Origin of the sequence: Marinobacter sp. M3C (genome assembly GCF_023311895.1) — a bacterium.
Taxonomy (GTDB): Bacteria; Pseudomonadota; Gammaproteobacteria; order Pseudomonadales; family Oleiphilaceae; genus Marinobacter.
In genome coordinates this window covers 2,847,875-2,863,663 of the sequence record NZ_CP092284.1, presented here as the reverse complement: position 1 = coordinate 2,863,663, position 15,789 = coordinate 2,847,875, and the positions used below count along the sequence as shown (strand labels likewise).

The window sequence follows — 15,789 nt, the reverse complement described above, 5'->3', positions numbered from 1 at the left end:
CCCGCTCTCGCCCTCACGGAACAATTTCTGCTGGAAGTTGTTCCGTGAGGATGTCGGCGTTGCACACCGGATCGCGGACAGCAATTTCCACTCGCCGGTTCACGGCACGGTTTTCCGGGCTGTTGTTGGGCACCAGCGGGTTGGTTTCAGCACGGCCGGCGGCCATCACCCGATCGGCCGGCACATCACGGTTCAGAACCAACTCGTGTACCACCGACACCGCCCGCGCCGCTGAAAGATCCCAGTTGGAACGGTAACGGCTGCTGGCGATGGGCCTGTCGTCTGTATAGCCGGCCACCACCACATCGCCACGGCAATTTTTCAACACGTCCACTACCCGCTCGATAATGGGCAACATATCCTTCTTGATGGTGGCGTCGCCCGACAGGAATGTGGCGTCGTCAGAGAAACGTATAGTCACCTGGCGCTGGTCGTAGTTGATGCTCAAGGCGCCGCTAGCCACTTCGTTTTCCAGTTCCTGAATCAAACTGCTAGCCAAAGTAATGACGCCGTCAGACACCGGAGTAACGCGGTCGTTGGTCACGCGCTCGTCGATCAATTCAGGCTCAGCCTGCAACTGTTTGTCTGAATCCAAGCTGCTGTTCTCGTTAGAAATTTTGATCGGTAAGCTGCCACCACCGTCCGCGATCAGGTTGCCTGAACCGAACGCAACCGACAACGAGCCGGCCATCGCTTTGTATTTTTCAATATCCATTTCGGCGAACGACAATAACAATATGAAAAACGTCAGCAGCAAAGTGGCAAGGTCGGCAAAAGTCACAATCCACGCGGGCGCACCGGCGGCGCCTGCTTTTTTACGCTTGGATAGGGTTGCAAGAGCCGGGCGGGCCAAGGCTCAGGCCCCCTGCTCGCGTTTCAGACTAACGCGCTGCTCGGGGCTCAGGAACGACGATAGCAACTCCGTCATTACCCGCGGATTTTCACCCTGCAGAATTTTTTGAATTGACGTGGTAATCAGAAGTTGGTTGCGCATTTCGTCTTCGGCTTTTAACTGCAATTTATCCGCCAGCGGCAAGGCGATCAGCTGGGCAATAAAAGCGCCGTAAAGAGTGGTTAGCAAGGCAATTGCCATGGCCGGGCCAATAGAGGAAGGGTCATCAAGGGTATTGAGCATTTGCACCAAACCTACCAGGGTACCAAGCATGCCTATGGCCGGAGCCGATTCGCCGATGCCACGGAACACTCTTTCCGCAACCTCATAACGTTCAGAACTTTGCTGGATTTCGTGGTGCAAGGCTTCTTCCACCAGTTCTGGCGAGTGGCCATCAACACACAGATTGATGGCTTTTTGCAGAAACACGTTGCTGGTCGGGTGGTTTTCAAGGCCCAAAATGCCTTCTTTACGCACCACCATCGCCAACGCACCCACTTCGCGAATCAGCTCGTCGGGGCGCTCCACACGGTCCATAAAGGCGGCGCGTGACGCAAGACGAATAGCGCCCATCACCGAACTCAGGCGGAACTTTATCAGCGTTACCGCAAAGGTACCGCCCAGCACAATAGCCAACCCGGGCAGGTTAAGAAAGGTGAGCAGGGAGGCGTTAGCCAGCATGGCCAATACAACTACCAGCACTCCGGCAATCAGTCCTACCAGTGTTAGTATGTCCATGCGTTAACCTTCGTGTTGATCAGTTGCTTCGCTTGATTTGCGCCTGGTTTAGCCTGAGGTAGGGGTGCGCAGGCTGGCAATAACCGGAGCAGTTTGCGGCCGCACCCCGCGCCATACTTCAAATGCCTCGGCCGCTTGCTCTACCAGCATGCCCAGGCCGTCATACACGCGCTTTGCTCCGTTATCCAGAGCCCACTGGTTAAACGTGGTATTTGTGGCCGCATACATCATGTCGTAAATCACCGTACCAGCGCCGATCAGCTCTACAGACAACGGCGGTAAATCGCCCTGCAGGCTAGCGCTGGTGCCGTTGATGATGACATCAAAATCGCCGGCAATACTGTCGAACGCTTTGCAATCCAACAGGGTAATACCGGCAGCATCAGCAAACAGCGTGACCAAGTTCTGCGCTTTGGCCGGCGTACGGTTAGCAATCACCAGCGTGTGCGGCTGTTCAAGTAACAGCGGCGCTAGAACACCGCGTACCGCGCCACCAGCACCCAATATCAAAACACGGGCGCCCTTTAATGCTATTTGGTGATTGTACAGCAAGTCTTGTACCAAGCCTGCGCCGTCGGTGTTGTCGGCCACCAACACACCGTTGTCCTGGTATAGAGTGTTGGCCGCGCCGGCCGTGAGCGCGCGGGCGCTGTGTCGGCCAGCCATCTGCCAGGCCGCTTCCTTAAACGGTACAGTCACGTTCAGGCCTTTGCCGCCCCGTGCAAAGAACTCGATTACGGTGTTTTCAAAACCATCTAGCGGCGCCTGAATCGCCGTGTACTCAAGCGCTTCGCCAGTCTGGCTGGCAAACAGGCTGTGAATCCGCGGCGACTTACTATGGCTAATGGGGTGGCCAATCACCGCATACAGATCATTCTTCATCGTTGCCCCTTCAAGAAGCTGTGAGCCAGTCACGGCCGGTCAGAAAGTGCTCCAGCAGGCGCGCTTCTTCACTGCCGGGTACTGGCGTCTGATTATAATCCCAGCGTACCAGAGGCGGCAGCGACATCAGAATGGATTCGGTGCGGCCGCCGGACTGCAGCCCGAACAGGGTGCCGCGGTCGTACACCAGGTTGAACTCTACATAGCGGCCACGCCGATAAAGCTGAAACTGACGCTGAGCGTCGCTGTAGGGCTGATTTTTGCGGGCCTGAACAATGGGTTCGTAAGCGTCAATGTAACTGTCGCCGATGGCGCGCATAAATTCGAAATCGCGGGCGAAGTCACCGGTATTGTAATCGTCAAAAAACAGCCCGCCTACGCCGCGGGGCTCGTTGCGGTGTTTCAGAAAAAAGTACTCGTCGCACCAATGCTTGTAACGCGGGTACACGTCATCGCCAAAGGGCGCACAGGCGTTCGCAGCGGTGCGGTGCCAGTGCTCGCAGTCTTCGTTAACGCCGTAATAGGGGGTTAAATCATAGCCGCCGCCAAACCAGTACACCGGTTCGGCGTTTTCCGGCGTAGCGATAAAAAATCGCACGTTGGCGTGGGAGGTCGGCACGTGGGGGTTGTGGGGGTGCATCACCAACGACACACCCATCGCCTGCCAAGGCGCGCCTGCCAGGTGAGGGCGGTGGGCCGTCGCCGAAGGCGGCATGGTATTGCCCATCACGTGGGAAAAGTTCACACCGCCTTTTTCAAACACCTTGCCATTGCCGATCACCCGGCTGATACCGCCGCCGCCTTCCGTGCGATCCCAGGCGTCATGAATAAATTCACCGCCAGCGTCGGCCGCAGCCAAGCGCTGGCAAATGGTGTCTTGCAGCTGTAACAAATAGTGTTTAACCGCCTGCGGGTCTGGTTGCTGTGGCATGTTTTCTCCTAACGTAGCTGCTGGCCGGTAACGATATCAATTATACGGCTGGGTTGGCGATTTCCACCCAGCGCACCGGGCACCATCCAGTCCAGCTGGCCGTGAAAATAGCCTTGAACCTGCCAGGGTGAACGGGCCGGGGCGCGGCCCGCGGGGTTGCACGAGGTGGAAACCAGCGGGCTGCCTACAGCGTTGCATAGGGCTTTTACCACCGGATGCGCACTCACTCTTACCGCAATGGAGCTGTGCTCGCCGCGTACCCATTCGGGCACCTGCTGGTGCACATCGGGTAACAGGCAGGTAACGGGGCCAGGCCAATACTGTCGGGCTCGCTGTTGAAGGTCCTGCGGTAGAGGGTCCAGCAAAAAAGCAATCTGTTCGACAGAAGCCGCCACCAGAATCATGCCTTTGCGCACGGGGCGCTGTTTCAGATCCAGAATGCGTTGCACCGCAACCTGATCCCAAGGGTCACAGCCGAGACCCCAAACGGCTTCCGTTGGATAGGCGAGCACACCGCCTTGGTGCAGAGTGCGGCGAGCGCAGTGTAATTGCCAGTCGGTCAGCGGGTGGTCTGTTGCCATAGGGGAGTCGAGCCTGAATAAATCACTGTTGGCACCGGGTTCAGGCAATACGGACATATCCGCCGGGCGCCGCTGTGGCTAAGCCCTGAAGTTCTAATAAAAGCAGGGACTGCATCAGTTGATCAGCGCTCAGACCGGTACGCGAACCCAGTACATCGGTTGATTGCGAATCATACCCTAAAGCCTCCAGCACGGCGATTTCACGGCTGTCCAGGCCCTCGGTGACAGCATTTTGGACGCTGTTTGTATTTGCCCCCGGTGTGGTCGGCTCACTCCACCAGCCCCCCAGTTCCTGCAGAATGTCGGCCACGCTTTCTACCAGCGTAGCGCCCTGCCGAATCAGCTGGTGACAACCACGGGCTACCGGGCTGTGTACCGACCCCGGTATGGCGAACACGTCGCGGCCCTGCTCTAAAGCCAGCCGGGCGGTAATCAGTGAGCCGCTCTTGAAACCTGCCTCTACCACCAGAACACCCCGGCTCAAGCCGCTGATGATGCGATTACGCTGGGGGAAATGTGCGGGGCGGGCCTGGGTGCCCGGCGGGTACTCGGACACCAGCAGACCATTGGCAATCACCCGCTCCCCCAGACGCTGATGTTGGCGCGGATAGATTTTATCAAGCCCGCTGCCAATCACCGCCAAGGTAGGATGGCCGGCGTCCAGCGCACCGGCGTGGGCAGCACCATCGATACCCAGCGCCAGGCCGCTGCTAACCAACAGATTGCACTCGCCAAGCGCTGCAGCAAAGCCCCGGGCGTGGTCCAGCCCGGCACGAGTGGCGTGGCGGCTGCCAATAATCGCCAGTTGGTCACGGCCGAGCAGGCTGGTGTCGCCACGAATGTACAATAATAAAGGCGGGTTATGAATGTGGCGCAGCGGTAACGGATAGGCCGACGACTGCCAGTGCACAAGGCCAATACCATTCCGCTCACAGGCGTTTTCTATAACTCGTAAGGCCACCAGTGCCGGGTGTGCAGGATCATCACGGCGCCAGGCAGCAAGGGCTTCACAAGCCTCTGCTGGCAGGCCCATAGCTTTATGGCTGGCGCTGTCCATATTCAGCAGATCGGGCAGTTGCGGAACGTGCGCCGCTAACCGGCGCCGCACTCTTAGGCCAAAACCCGGCAGTTGGCTCAGAAACAGCCATTGCCGGGCCCGCTCCGGGCTGTCATCACATATCTGGTCAACAGCGGAGTCAGTCAGGTCGGTGCCGGGCGGCGTATCGAACGAAAACAGGGGTACCTGGGGCACGGGCATCTTCCTTGCGCGCAGAAAAAAGCCGGGCATTCCATGCCCGGCTCGGGTTTTTATCGAGTTATCAAGGGTTGGTTACCTGATCACCCACCGCCAGCGGCCGGCTGGCTTGCAGCATAAGACCGTAGCTCATTTTTTCGTAAGCCTGGAACACCATCAGCAGACCGGCGCGTTCAGACGGCAGCTCAATGGTTTCCCCAGTGACCGGATCGCGCACCAGATTGCCGCTTTGCAGCACGGCCATAACGTTGCCCGGCTCTATGCCTTCCCGCAGGCCCAGATTAATAGCAACAACATCGTACTGGCCAATCTGGTTAACGCCACCATCTACCGCCATCATCTGCCCGCTTACGAGTTTCGCCGGCGCGGTGGGCACAAAGCTGGTAGAAAGGGGCCGGCTGGCATTCACCAGCAAACGGTCACCAATGCGAATTTCCTCGTTGGACTGGCTCAGCAGCAGCGTCAACACATCACCGTTGGTGGCAGTAACCTTGGCGGTGCCAATACTGCGGGCTTCAAGACCCAGAAATTCACCGGTTTTCGGATCGACAAATTCCTTACCACGGCGAAAAACGCCCACCGTGTTCGCAGGCTTCTGGCCGCGAGCGTAAACGCGATCGCCAGCGCCGGTAACAATTCGGCTGTCCTCACCTTCCAGCACGTAAGGCGCAGCCGCTATCTGTTCCGGGGTCACAATGCGGGTATCGGTTAAAAAGCTGGCAATGGCGTCCAGCGGTATGGCCGGGATCGGCGTATCAATGGCTTCGGAGCGCACTTGCGGAGACAGTTTGATCACACCGTCACCGTTGGCCATTTTCATGATTTTTGGCTGGCCATCAATGTACACCAACGCCAAGCGGTCACCGGGATAAATTAAATGAGGGTTGGCTACCTGGGGGTTTACCTGCCAGATTTCTGGCCAGTACCAGGGGTTGTTCAAAAAGCGGGCGGAAATATCCCACAGGGTATCGCCCTTAACAACGGTATAACGTTCGGGATGATCCGACCGCAGCTCCGGTGCTGCTTGGGCCCAAGCGGTAAACAGCAGCGTTGTAGCGGCCAGAGCGTACAGCAGTTTCCTCATCGTTTAAGTCCTTGATCCCGTGCCTTGATGCTTAAATTCGGTCGGCTGGCGCCCGAAGTCCGGCTGGCTTTCGCCCGCTATTTTCAGCTTAATCTGTTGTTATTCCCGTTACTATAGAAGAAGCTCGGTTAATTGCAGTGTTATCTGCTCACCGCCGGGGTCTTTTAACGTTTGCCCACCCGTACTGGCATCTTCCATAGTTTTTCTCAATTGACTGATCAGTTTGTACTCAATCGCCAAATTGTTAGATAATACGGTCATAGAGCCAACACGCAAATGCCCCGGCCGGGTAAGTATGTCCCGCATCATAAACACCTCGGGGTTGAAAAGCGCAGTACAAGGTCGCATTTCAGACATCCTTTGTACGCGAACGAACGTTGGCATTCACTGTCCAAAGCAGGCATTTACAAAAGTAACGCACTATGATTTTAGACATTCTTGAATACCCTGACCCACGTCTGCGAACTCTCGCCAAGCCGGTTATCACCGTAACTGACGAGATTCGAACCCTAATCGACGACATGTTCGAGACCATGTACGATGCGCCCGGCATCGGCCTAGCGGCCAGCCAGGTAAACGTGCACCAGCAGATCATCGTGATGGATCTGTCGGAGGACAACAGCGAACCCAGGGTCTTCATCAACCCTAAAATTGAGATACTCGACGGCGATCTGGAAGCCATGCAGGAAGGCTGCCTGTCGGTACCAGGATTTTATGAAGATGTTGAGCGCATTGAACATTGCTTCATTAAAGCTCTGGATCGCAATGGCGAAGCTTTTGAAATAGAAGCCCGCGGGCTGTTGGCGGTGTGCATCCAGCACGAGATGGATCACCTGAACGGCAAATTGTTTGTGGATTACTTGAGTTCGCTAAAGCGTACACGCATCCGCAAGAAGCTGGAAAAGTTGCAGAAGAAGAGTGCTTAGAGAGCGCTTAAAACGAGTGCCTGAGCCAGCATTTACCAAGGTGGTCTTGGTGCCACAACAGCCATAAAACTGATGACCGGGCCTTTGTGCCCGGTCTTTTCGTATTGAATGGATCAGAGAATCCGACTAAGAATTCGACGAAAAGTCCAACAGAGATGACAACAGAGAGCCAAACACTGTGCGTATTGTTTTTGCCGGAACCCCTGATTTCGCCGCCACTGCCCTGAAAGCCCTACTTGCCGCCAAATACAACGTGGTGGGCGTGTATAGCCAGCCAGACCGGCCAGCAGGCCGTGGCCGAAAACTGCTCCCGGGGCCGGTGAAACAGGCGGCGCTGAATGCCGGCATCGCGGTTTTTCAACCCGACAACTTCAAAATGGAAGGCGCCCGCCAGCAGCTGGCCGACTTAAAGCCAGACGTGATGATTGTTGCCGCCTACGGCTTGATTTTGCCCGCTTCTGTGCTGTCGATACCGGTTCACGGCTGCTTGAATATTCACGCATCGTTGCTACCGCGCTGGCGCGGCGCGGCGCCCATTCAGCGTGCTATCGCAGCAGGCGACGATGAAAGCGGCATTACTATCATGCAGATGGATGAAGGCCTGGACACAGGCGCTATGCTGTTGAAAGTGTCTACACCCATTCAGCGTGAAGACACCGGCGGCAGCCTACACGACCGGCTGGCGAAACTGGGCGGCGAGGCCATTGTAACCGCGCTGCAATCGCTGGAGCAGGGCACGCTGCAGCCGCAAACCCAACAGAACGAACAAGCCTGTTACGCCCACAAACTGGCGAAGCAGGAAGGCCAGATTGACTGGCACGGCAATGCCCTGAGCATTGAACGGCTCATTCGCGCGTTTAACCCCTGGCCTGGCACCTTTACCGATCTGGGCGACCAACGCATTCGCTTGCACCTGGCCCAGGAACATAAACAGGAACGGAGCGGCGACAAAACCAACCCCGGTACCGTGCTGGCTCGCCAGCGCGAAGGCATTGATATTGCTTGCGGCGAGGGTGGTATTTTAAGAATCAGCCAGGTGCAGTTGCCCGGCGCCCGGGCGCAAAGCGTGAACGACCTGATAAACGGTGGCAAACAGATTCTACTGCCCGGCCAGGAGCTGCAATAACATGCAATCACACGCCCCTATACGTGCCATTGCTGCCGAGGTTCTGCTGTCGGTAGAGCAGGGCCAGTCGCTGTCGCAGTGCTTACCGCCTTCGCTGCTGCGCCTGCCACTGAATCTGCGGCCGCAGCTTCAGGCTTTGTGTTACGGCACCTGTCGCTGGTTTCACCGGCTTGATGACGAGCTTCAGGGGCGCATGAAGAAGCCCTTGAAAAGCCACGACCGGGTGGTGCACCACCTGATGCTGGTAGCGCTGTTCCAGCTGCGTTTCAGCCAGCAGGCCACTTATGCGGTGCTGAACGAGACCGTAGAAGCCTGCCGCGCCATGGACAAACCCCACCTGACCGGCCTGGTGAACGGCGTACTGCGCAGCGCCGAACGTGAAGGTGCCCCGGCGACTGCCAAAGATACAAGCCGTTACAGCCACCCCGGCTGGATGATCGAAAAACTGCGCCACAACTGGCCCGACGACTGGCAGGCCATTGTTGATGCCAACAACACCCAGGCGCCAATGACACTGCGGGTAAATGCGCTGCGTTTCAGCCGCGACGAATATCTGCAACTGCTGCTAGACACCGGCATTAACGCCAGCGCCACGCGCTTTGCGCCACACGGCATTCAATTGGCACGGCCGGTACCGGTGGACACCTTGCCGTGGTTCGCCGAAGGCGCCGTCAGCGTGCAAGACGAAGCTGCCCAGCTGTGCACTACCCTGCTGGACCTGGCCCCGGGCCAGCGCATTCTGGACGCCTGCGCCGCCCCCGGTGGCAAAACCTGCGCCATACTGGAAAGCTGCCCACAGGCAGCCGAAGTCGTCGCTGTTGACGAGTCCGCGCAGCGCTTGCCGCGAGTGCAGGAAAACCTCGACCGACTGGATCTGCACGCCAGCCTGCTGCAAGCCGACGCCGCCGATATTGATCAATGGTGGGACGGCCAGCCGTTTGACCGCATATTGCTGGACGTACCCTGCAGCGCTAGCGGCGTAATTCGCCGCCACCCAGACATAAAATTGCTGCGGCGTGAATCCGACGTAGTACCGCTGGCGCAAATCCAGCTGGGTCTGTTGACTGCCATGTGGCGCATACTGCAACCGGGAGGGCGCCTTGTATACGCCACCTGCTCGGTATTTCCACAGGAAAACCACCGCATTGTGCAGCGTTTCTGCAAACAGCAGACCGACGCTGAACTGATTGCGATTGAGGCTCTGTGGGGCCGCTCCATGCCCGCCGGGCGCCAATTACTGCCACTGAACGACGGGCACGATGGCTTTTTCTACGCCGTTCTGGAGAAACCTGCGCAATGAACATTCTGATTCTTGGGGCCGGACAAGTCGGTGCCTCACTGGCGGAAAACCTCGCCAACGAAGCCAATGACATCACCATAATAGACAGCGATGGCGCGCGCCTGCGCGAATTGCAGGACCGACTCGACATCCGCACGGTGCAGGGCAGGGCCTCGTATCCGTCAGTACTGAAGCAGGCCAACGCCGAAGACGCCGACATGTTGATCGCGGTCACCAACAGCGATGAAACCAACATGGTGGCCTGCCAGATTGCCAGCATCATGTTCAAGACACCGACAAAAATCTGTCGGGTACGAGCCGCCTCCTATCTTGCCTATCAGGAACTGTTTTCCGGCAAAGACAATGAAAACTCCAACGGCTTCCCGATTGACGTATTGATCAGCCCGGAACAGCTGGTTACCCGCCACATTACCCGGCTTATTGAAAATCCCGGCGCCCTGCAGGTGCTGGAGTTCTCCAAAGGCCGCACCAGGCTGGTGGCTATTCGCGCCATCAAAGGCGGGCCGCTGGTGGGCCAGGAACTGGGTTACCTGCGCACCCACATGCCGCGCATTGAAACCCGGGTAGCCGCTATCTTCCGCAAAGACCGCGCCATCATGCCCAAGGGCGATACGGTGATTGAAGACGGCGACGAAGTGTTCTTCATTGCCGACGCCAACCACATCCGCTCGGTGATGAGCGAACTGCAACCGCTGGAAAAACCCTACAAGCGCATTTTCATCTGCGGTGGCGGCAACATCGGCCAGCGCCTGGCGCAAACCCTGGAAAGCCGTTATCAGGTAAAATTGCTGGAGCGCAACCACGAGCGCTGCATCATGCTGTCGGAAAACCTGCGCAAAACCGTGGTACTGGAAGGCAACGCCGCCGACAAAGACATACTGCTGGAAGAAAACATCGAGAACACCGACGTGTTCTGCGCCGTCACCAATGACGATGAAGCCAACATCATGGCTTCCTTGTTGGCCAAACGCCTGGGCGCTCGCAAAGTACTCACCCTGATCAACAACCCGGATTATGTGGATCTGATTCAGGGCGGCGAAATAGACGTTGCCATATCGCCCCAGCAAACCACCATCGGCAGCCTGCTCACCCACGTTCGCCGCGGCGACGTGGTGAACGTGCATTCGCTGCGCCGCGGCGCTGCCGAAGCCATTGAAGCCATTGCCCACGGCGACCACCGCTCATCAAAAGTGGTGGGCCGGCGACTGGACGAAATCAACCTGCCTCAGGGCACGACTATCGGAGCGATTGTGCGCCACAACGAGGTGCTGATCGCCCACGACCACTTGCGCGTGCAGCCAGACGATCACGTTATCCTGTTCCTGGTAGACAAGTCGCGAATCAACGAAGTGGAAAAACTGTTCCAGGTAGGGCTGACCTTTTTCTGATCTGCCTTTAGAAATGCTGGCGTGACCAGCGTATAATGCCCCCGTTTTCAGCGTGCCCATCAGCAGAACAGGGCGCCGGGGCACCACACACAGACCGAACAGCAGGCAACCGTCGTGACAGACAAGGCAACGAACACCCCTAGGCCACACATCAAAACCTTTCAAGGGCTGATCCTGGAGCTACAGACATTCTGGGCAAAGCACGGTTGCGTTATTCTGCAGCCGCTGGATATGGAAGTGGGCGCTGGCACCTTTCACCCCGCCACGTTCTTGCGCGCCATAGGCCCGGAAAGCTGGAACGCCGCCTATGTGCAACCTAGCCGCCGACCTACCGATGGCCGCTACGGCGAAAACCCCAACCGTCTGCAGCACTATTATCAGTTTCAAGTGGTGTTGAAGCCGTCACCAGACAACCTGCAGGAATTCTACCTGGATTCGTTGAGAGCACTAGGGCTGGACCCACTGGTTCACGACATCCGCTTTGTGGAAGACAACTGGGAATCGCCCACCCTGGGCGCCTGGGGTCTAGGCTGGGAAATCTGGCTGAACGGGATGGAAGTCACCCAATTTACCTACTTTCAGCAGGTTGGCGGCCTGGAATGCTACCCGGTCACTGGTGAGCTGACCTACGGCCTTGAACGCATTGCTATGTACCTGCAAGGCGTAGACAGCGTGTACGACCTGGTGTGGACTGAAGGCCCCAACGGCGTTGTGACCTACGGCGACGTGTTCCTGCAGCAAGAGGTGGAAATGTCCACCTACAACTTCGAATACGCCGACACCGAATTCCTGTTCTACAGCTTTGACGTGTACGAGCGCGAAAGTGCCAAGCTTATTGAAGCCGGCTTGCCGCTGCCTGCTTACGAGCAAGTACTGAAAGCCTCCCACACCTTTAATCTGCTGGACGCCCGCCACGCTATTTCCGTAACCGAGCGTCAGCGTTACATCCTGCGGGTACGCACCCTGGCACGGGCCGTGGCTCAGTCGTACTTCGACAGTCGCCGCAAGATCGGCTTCCCACTGGCCAGCGACAGCATTCGTGCGGAAGTATTGGCCGCGGCCGAAGCCGCCGACGCGAAAGCCGCAGGTAAGGTAGAAGGCAAGTCAGACAGCAAAGCCGACGGCAAAGGTAAAAAGCCGAAAAACGCGAAGCAGGCACAGCAGGAAAAAGGTAAGGCATGATGATGGCAACACAGGATTTTCTCGTTGAACTGGGCACCGAAGAACTGCCGCCAAAAGCCCTGAAGCCGCTGTCTGACGCGTTCACCCAAGGCATTGTCAGTGGCCTGCAAGCCGCCGGCATTGAATTTGGCGCGGTAGAACCTTTCGCCGCACCAAGGCGCCTGGCCCTGCGTATTCGCGACCTGGCCCACGCCCAACCCGACAAGCCGGTGGAAAAGCGCGGCCCAGCCGTAAAAGCCGCGTTTGACGACGCCGGCAACCCGACCCGCGCACTGACCGGTTTTGCCACCTCGCTGGGCGTTACCCCCGACGAGCTCGACACCCTGGAAACCGACAAAGGCGCCTGGCTGGTGTTCCGCACTGTAGAGCAGGGCAGGACCACCGCCGAGCTGATGCCAGAGTTGATCGAACAGTCACTGGCCGCGCTGCCGATTCCCAAGCGCATGCGCTGGGGTGCCCACCGCACCGAGTTTGTGCGCCCGGTACACTGGCTGGTTATGCTGTATGGCAGCACGGTGATTGATCACCCGATCATGGGCCTGAAGCCCGGCAACAAAACCCGTGGCCACCGCTTCCACTGCCCGAAATCGTTGATCATCCCTACCCCGGCCGACTACGAAGTAGTACTGCGTCAGGAAGGCTACGTGCTGGCTGATTTTGCCCAGCGTCGGGAGCAGATTCGCAAGGGCGTGAACGCCCTGGCACAGCAACAGAACTGCGTTGCCGTGATTGATGAAGCCCTGCTGGACGAAGTGACCGGTCTGAACGAATGGCCGGTGCCGCTGATGGGGCGCTTTGAAGAGCGCTTCCTGAAAGTGCCTGCTGAAGCGCTTATTTCCTCCATGAAAGAACACCAGAAGTACTTTCATCTGGTGGATGACAACGGCCAGATGCAGCCATTCTTCATCACCGTCGCCAACCTGGAAAGCAAAGACCCGTCACAGGTGATTGCCGGTAACGAAAAGGTGATTCGCCCGCGCCTGTCCGACGCAGCATTTTTCTACGAAACCGACCGCAAAAAGCGCCTGGACCAGCGTATTGACCGGCTCAAGCCCATCGTATTCCAGGATAAACTGGGCAGCGTTTACGACAAATCTGTGCGAGTCGCCGCTTTGGCCGGCAAGATTGCCCAAGCCATTGGCAGCGACCCGGCACTGGCCGAACGTGCCGCCATGCTGGCGAAAACCGATCTGGTCACCGAAATGGTGCTGGAATTTACCGATCTGCAAGGCATCATGGGCCAGTACTACGCCACCAATGACGGCGAACACGCCGACGTGGCCAGCGCTCTGAACGAGCAGTACATGCCGCGCTTTGCCAAAGACAACCTGCCCATCACCCTGACCGGTTGTGCCGTGGCCATCGCCGACCGGCTTGACTCACTGGTCGGCCTGTTTGGCATCAACCAGCCACCGTCTGGCACCCGTGACCCGTTCGCCCTTCGCCGCGCTGCTTTGGGCGTGCTACGGATTATCATCGAGCGGCAGTTGCCTTTAGACCTGCAAACCTGCTGCGACTGGGCTGCGCAACAGTTCACGGACCTGCCCGCCGAAAACCCCGCCACCAGCGTGGTGGATTACATGCTGGAACGCTTCCGCGCCTATTATGACGAGCAGGGCATTAGCGCTGAAGTGTATCTGGCCGTTCATGCTCGCCGGCCCACCCGACCACTGGATTTCGACCGCCGCGTAAAAGCGGTAGAAGCTTTCCGCCAGCTACCTGAGGCCGGAGCGCTGGCCGCCGCCAACAAACGGGTGTCCAACATTCTGGCCAAGCAGAGCGATAGCACAGTGCACGACACAGTCGATGCCAGCCTGCTGCAAGACGCCGCCGAACACGCCCTGGCCGAACAGGTTAACCAGCAGACCGACACCGTGCTGCCGCTGTTCGAGAAGGGTGACTACACAGCTGCTCTGCATTCGCTAGCCGATCTGCACCAACCGGTGGACTGCTTCTTCGACGAAGTGATGGTGATGGCAGACGACGAAGCCGTGCGTAATAATCGTTTGGCACTGCTGAACCGACTGCGCAATCTGTTCCTGCGGGTAGCGGATATTTCCCTGCTACCCAGCGCCAGCTAACAGGATAAAGGTGAAATAGCACTGTGCTCATCATTCTGGACCGGGACGGGGTGATCAACCAGTACGAAGGCGGGTATATCTGCTCGCCGGACGACTGGCACCCCATTCCGGGCAGCATCAAAGCCATTGCCCGCCTGTGCAGCGCGGGTCACCGGATTGCGATTGCCACCAACCAGTCCGGTATTGCCCGCGGCTACTACAACCGCGATGCACTAGACGCCATGCACCGCAAACTTGGCCGCCTGTTAAGAATTGCCGGCGGCCACATAGACTTCATTGCCTACTGCCCCCACCACCCCGATGAACACTGTGCGTGTCGCAAGCCCGAGCCGGGTCTGCTGCAGCAAATTCAGCGCCACTTCAAGTTAAAAACACTGGCAGGTAGCGTGATGGTTGGCGATAGCCGAAAAGACCTGGAAGCCGGCGCCCGAACAGGCTGCCAGCCAATTTTGGTACGCACCGGAAACGGCCTGGACACCGAACAGGAGCTGCAAACCCGGCCACTGCCAGAACCTGCTCAAGTGTTCGTTTATAACAATCTGCGCAGCTTTACCGATGCGTTTTTATCCGGCAAAGGCTGGTAAAATAACGGCATATCCGTATAATATCGGCCGTTGATCGGCGTGTGGCGCAGCTTGGTAGCGCACTTCGTTCGGGACGAAGGGGTCGCAGGTTCGAATCCTGCCACGCCGACCAGATTTCAACGACTTAGGGCGCATCTTCGGGTGGGCCCTTTTTCGTTTCTGACTGGGAACACAGCCCCACTATTGCGAGATAAAAATAAAATGACTGCACCCACATTTCACATGATTGAGAAGGCACCCACGCCCGTCGGACCGTTTTGTCACGCCACCGAAGTAGACGGATGGGTGTTTTTGACCGGGCAGATGCCAACCGACCCTAATGATGCAAACGCAGCGCTTCCTGAAGGCATCGAGGCGCAGACACGCCGTGTCATGGATAACCTTATACTGGTGCTTGAGGGCATGAGTATGGGCCTCTCAGACGTGGCTTCAGTGCGGATTTTTCTGACCGAATTTAAACGCGATTTTTATCCTATGAACGATGTTTACACATCGTATTTTCCAAAAGAGAAATTACCTTCCCGGACCTGCATCGGTGTTACGGCACTGGCGGTGGACGCACTGGTCGAGATAGATGTCATCGCCCGTCGATAACAAATTTTGATTCACGGCCTGATCTGGAACTCAGTATCCTCGCCCGCCTCTCAACCTCGGTTACCGCAAGATCACGTCAGTCCTCGGCGACTGCAGGTTTGGAAGGGATCGCTTTAATTGACATGCCGGCATGCTTGGTCAACAATCATGATTCACTTATATAGGCAAAATTTATATCAATATAAGTGGATTTTTAGATTTGCAACAACGCCAAAGCGTAGCGAATTGCTGCGAATATTAACAAA

At 57.4% G+C, this 15,789-nt stretch carries 16 protein-coding genes and 1 tRNA gene; 9 read left to right on the top strand and 8 right to left on the bottom strand.

What is annotated here, in order from left to right:
* Positions 1–13: 13 nt before the first annotated feature.
* From MIH18_RS13470 to MIH18_RS13435, 8 genes are all read right to left on the bottom strand, one after another.
* A complete protein-coding gene (locus MIH18_RS13470) occupies positions 14–853 on the bottom strand; it encodes a flagellar motor protein MotB (protein ID WP_249007002.1) in 840 nt (279 codons plus the stop codon).
* Positions 854–856: 3 nt separating this feature from the next.
* Positions 857–1,630, bottom strand: a complete 774-nt coding sequence (locus tag MIH18_RS13465) for a MotA/TolQ/ExbB proton channel family protein (protein WP_249007001.1) — start codon at positions 1,628–1,630, stop codon at positions 857–859.
* 48 nt (positions 1,631–1,678) lie between these two features.
* Positions 1,679–2,512, bottom strand: a complete 834-nt coding sequence (gene aroE / locus MIH18_RS13460; protein ID WP_249007000.1) for a shikimate dehydrogenase — start codon at positions 2,510–2,512, stop codon at positions 1,679–1,681.
* Positions 2,513–2,522: 10 nt separating this feature from the next.
* Positions 2,523–3,443 carry an oxygen-dependent coproporphyrinogen oxidase gene (gene hemF, locus MIH18_RS13455; protein WP_249012603.1) on the bottom strand — a complete coding sequence of 307 codons (921 nt, stop codon included), beginning with the start codon at positions 3,441–3,443 and terminating at the stop codon, positions 2,523–2,525.
* An 8-nt stretch (positions 3,444–3,451) separates the two neighbouring features.
* On the bottom strand, positions 3,452–4,024 hold the full coding sequence (locus MIH18_RS13450; RefSeq protein ID WP_249014621.1) for an L-threonylcarbamoyladenylate synthase: 573 nt from the start codon (positions 4,022–4,024) through the stop codon (positions 3,452–3,454).
* 40 nt (positions 4,025–4,064) lie between these two features.
* Complete coding sequence (gene dprA / locus MIH18_RS13445) at positions 4,065–5,276, bottom strand: DNA-processing protein DprA (protein WP_249006998.1); 1,212 nt, start codon at positions 5,274–5,276, stop codon at positions 4,065–4,067.
* A gap of 67 nt (positions 5,277–5,343) precedes the next feature.
* Positions 5,344–6,363, bottom strand: coding sequence for a LysM domain-containing protein (locus MIH18_RS13440; RefSeq protein WP_249006997.1), 1,020 nt, complete (start codon positions 6,361–6,363; stop codon positions 5,344–5,346).
* Positions 6,364–6,474: 111 nt separating this feature from the next.
* Positions 6,475–6,711, bottom strand: a complete 237-nt coding sequence (locus tag MIH18_RS13435; RefSeq protein WP_249012602.1) for a hypothetical protein — start codon at positions 6,709–6,711, stop codon at positions 6,475–6,477.
* A 74-nt stretch (positions 6,712–6,785) separates the two neighbouring features.
* On the opposite strand from MIH18_RS13435, the gene def reads away from it, so the two are divergent.
* The 9 genes from def to MIH18_RS13390 all read left to right on the top strand — a co-directional run bounded on the left by def (position 6,786) and on the right by MIH18_RS13390 (position 15,544).
* A complete protein-coding gene (gene def / locus MIH18_RS13430; protein ID WP_249006995.1) occupies positions 6,786–7,289 on the top strand; it encodes a peptide deformylase in 504 nt (167 codons plus the stop codon).
* A gap of 178 nt (positions 7,290–7,467) precedes the next feature.
* Positions 7,468–8,415 carry a methionyl-tRNA formyltransferase gene (fmt, locus tag MIH18_RS13425; protein WP_249012601.1) on the top strand — a complete coding sequence of 316 codons (948 nt, stop codon included), beginning with the start codon at positions 7,468–7,470 and terminating at the stop codon, positions 8,413–8,415.
* A gap of 1 nt (position 8,416) precedes the next feature.
* The gene (rsmB, locus tag MIH18_RS13420) at positions 8,417–9,715 is read left to right on the top strand and encodes a 16S rRNA (cytosine(967)-C(5))-methyltransferase RsmB (RefSeq protein ID WP_249012600.1); all 1,299 of its coding nucleotides are present in this window, start codon (positions 8,417–8,419) and stop codon (positions 9,713–9,715) included.
* The gene (gene trkA, locus MIH18_RS13415) at positions 9,712–11,103 is read left to right on the top strand and encodes a Trk system potassium transporter TrkA (protein WP_249006992.1); all 1,392 of its coding nucleotides are present in this window, start codon (positions 9,712–9,714) and stop codon (positions 11,101–11,103) included. Before rsmB ends, trkA begins: the two co-directional genes overlap by 4 nt.
* 114 nt (positions 11,104–11,217) lie before the next feature.
* Entirely contained in the window at positions 11,218–12,285 is a 1,068-nt protein-coding gene (gene glyQ, locus MIH18_RS13410; RefSeq protein WP_249006991.1) for a glycine--tRNA ligase subunit alpha, read from the top strand.
* 2 nt (positions 12,286–12,287) lie between these two features.
* Positions 12,288–14,366, top strand: coding sequence for a glycine--tRNA ligase subunit beta (gene glyS, locus MIH18_RS13405; protein WP_249009071.1), 2,079 nt, complete (start codon positions 12,288–12,290; stop codon positions 14,364–14,366).
* A 23-nt stretch (positions 14,367–14,389) separates the two neighbouring features.
* Positions 14,390–14,950: a D-glycero-beta-D-manno-heptose 1,7-bisphosphate 7-phosphatase gene (gmhB, locus tag MIH18_RS13400; RefSeq protein ID WP_249012599.1), complete on the top strand. Its 561-nt coding sequence runs from the start codon at positions 14,390–14,392 to the stop codon at positions 14,948–14,950.
* Between the two features lie 35 nt (positions 14,951–14,985).
* A tRNA-Pro gene (locus tag MIH18_RS13395) sits at positions 14,986–15,062 on the top strand.
* 89 nt (positions 15,063–15,151) lie between these two features.
* Positions 15,152–15,544: a RidA family protein gene (locus MIH18_RS13390; RefSeq protein WP_249012598.1), complete on the top strand. Its 393-nt coding sequence runs from the start codon at positions 15,152–15,154 to the stop codon at positions 15,542–15,544.
* The last annotated feature ends 245 nt before the right edge of the window (positions 15,545–15,789 follow it).

Bases quoted from the DNA above. Each gene is read 5' to 3' on its own strand.
- aroE (WP_249007000.1), bottom strand. From the start codon at position 2,512: ATGAAGAATGATCTGTATGCGGTGATTGGCCACCCCATTAGCCATAGT.
- trkA (WP_249006992.1), top strand. From the start codon at position 9,712: ATGAACATTCTGATTCTTGGGGCCGGACAAGTCGGTGCCTCACTGGCG.
- MIH18_RS13465 (WP_249007001.1), bottom strand. From the start codon at position 1,630: ATGGACATACTAACACTGGTAGGACTGATTGCCGGAGTGCTGGTAGTT.
- def (WP_249006995.1), top strand. From the start codon at position 6,786: ATGATTTTAGACATTCTTGAATACCCTGACCCACGTCTGCGAACTCTC.
- MIH18_RS13390 (WP_249012598.1), top strand. From the start codon at position 15,152: ATGACTGCACCCACATTTCACATGATTGAGAAGGCACCCACGCCCGTC.
- glyS (WP_249009071.1), top strand. From the start codon at position 12,288: ATGGCAACACAGGATTTTCTCGTTGAACTGGGCACCGAAGAACTGCCG.
- hemF (WP_249012603.1), bottom strand. From the start codon at position 3,443: ATGCCACAGCAACCAGACCCGCAGGCGGTTAAACACTATTTGTTACAG.
- rsmB (WP_249012600.1), top strand. From the start codon at position 8,417: ATGCAATCACACGCCCCTATACGTGCCATTGCTGCCGAGGTTCTGCTG.
- MIH18_RS13450 (WP_249014621.1), bottom strand. From the start codon at position 4,024: ATGGCAACAGACCACCCGCTGACCGACTGGCAATTACACTGCGCTCGC.
- MIH18_RS13435 (WP_249012602.1), bottom strand. From the start codon at position 6,711: ATGCGACCTTGTACTGCGCTTTTCAACCCCGAGGTGTTTATGATGCGG.
- MIH18_RS13440 (WP_249006997.1), bottom strand. From the start codon at position 6,363: ATGAGGAAACTGCTGTACGCTCTGGCCGCTACAACGCTGCTGTTTACC.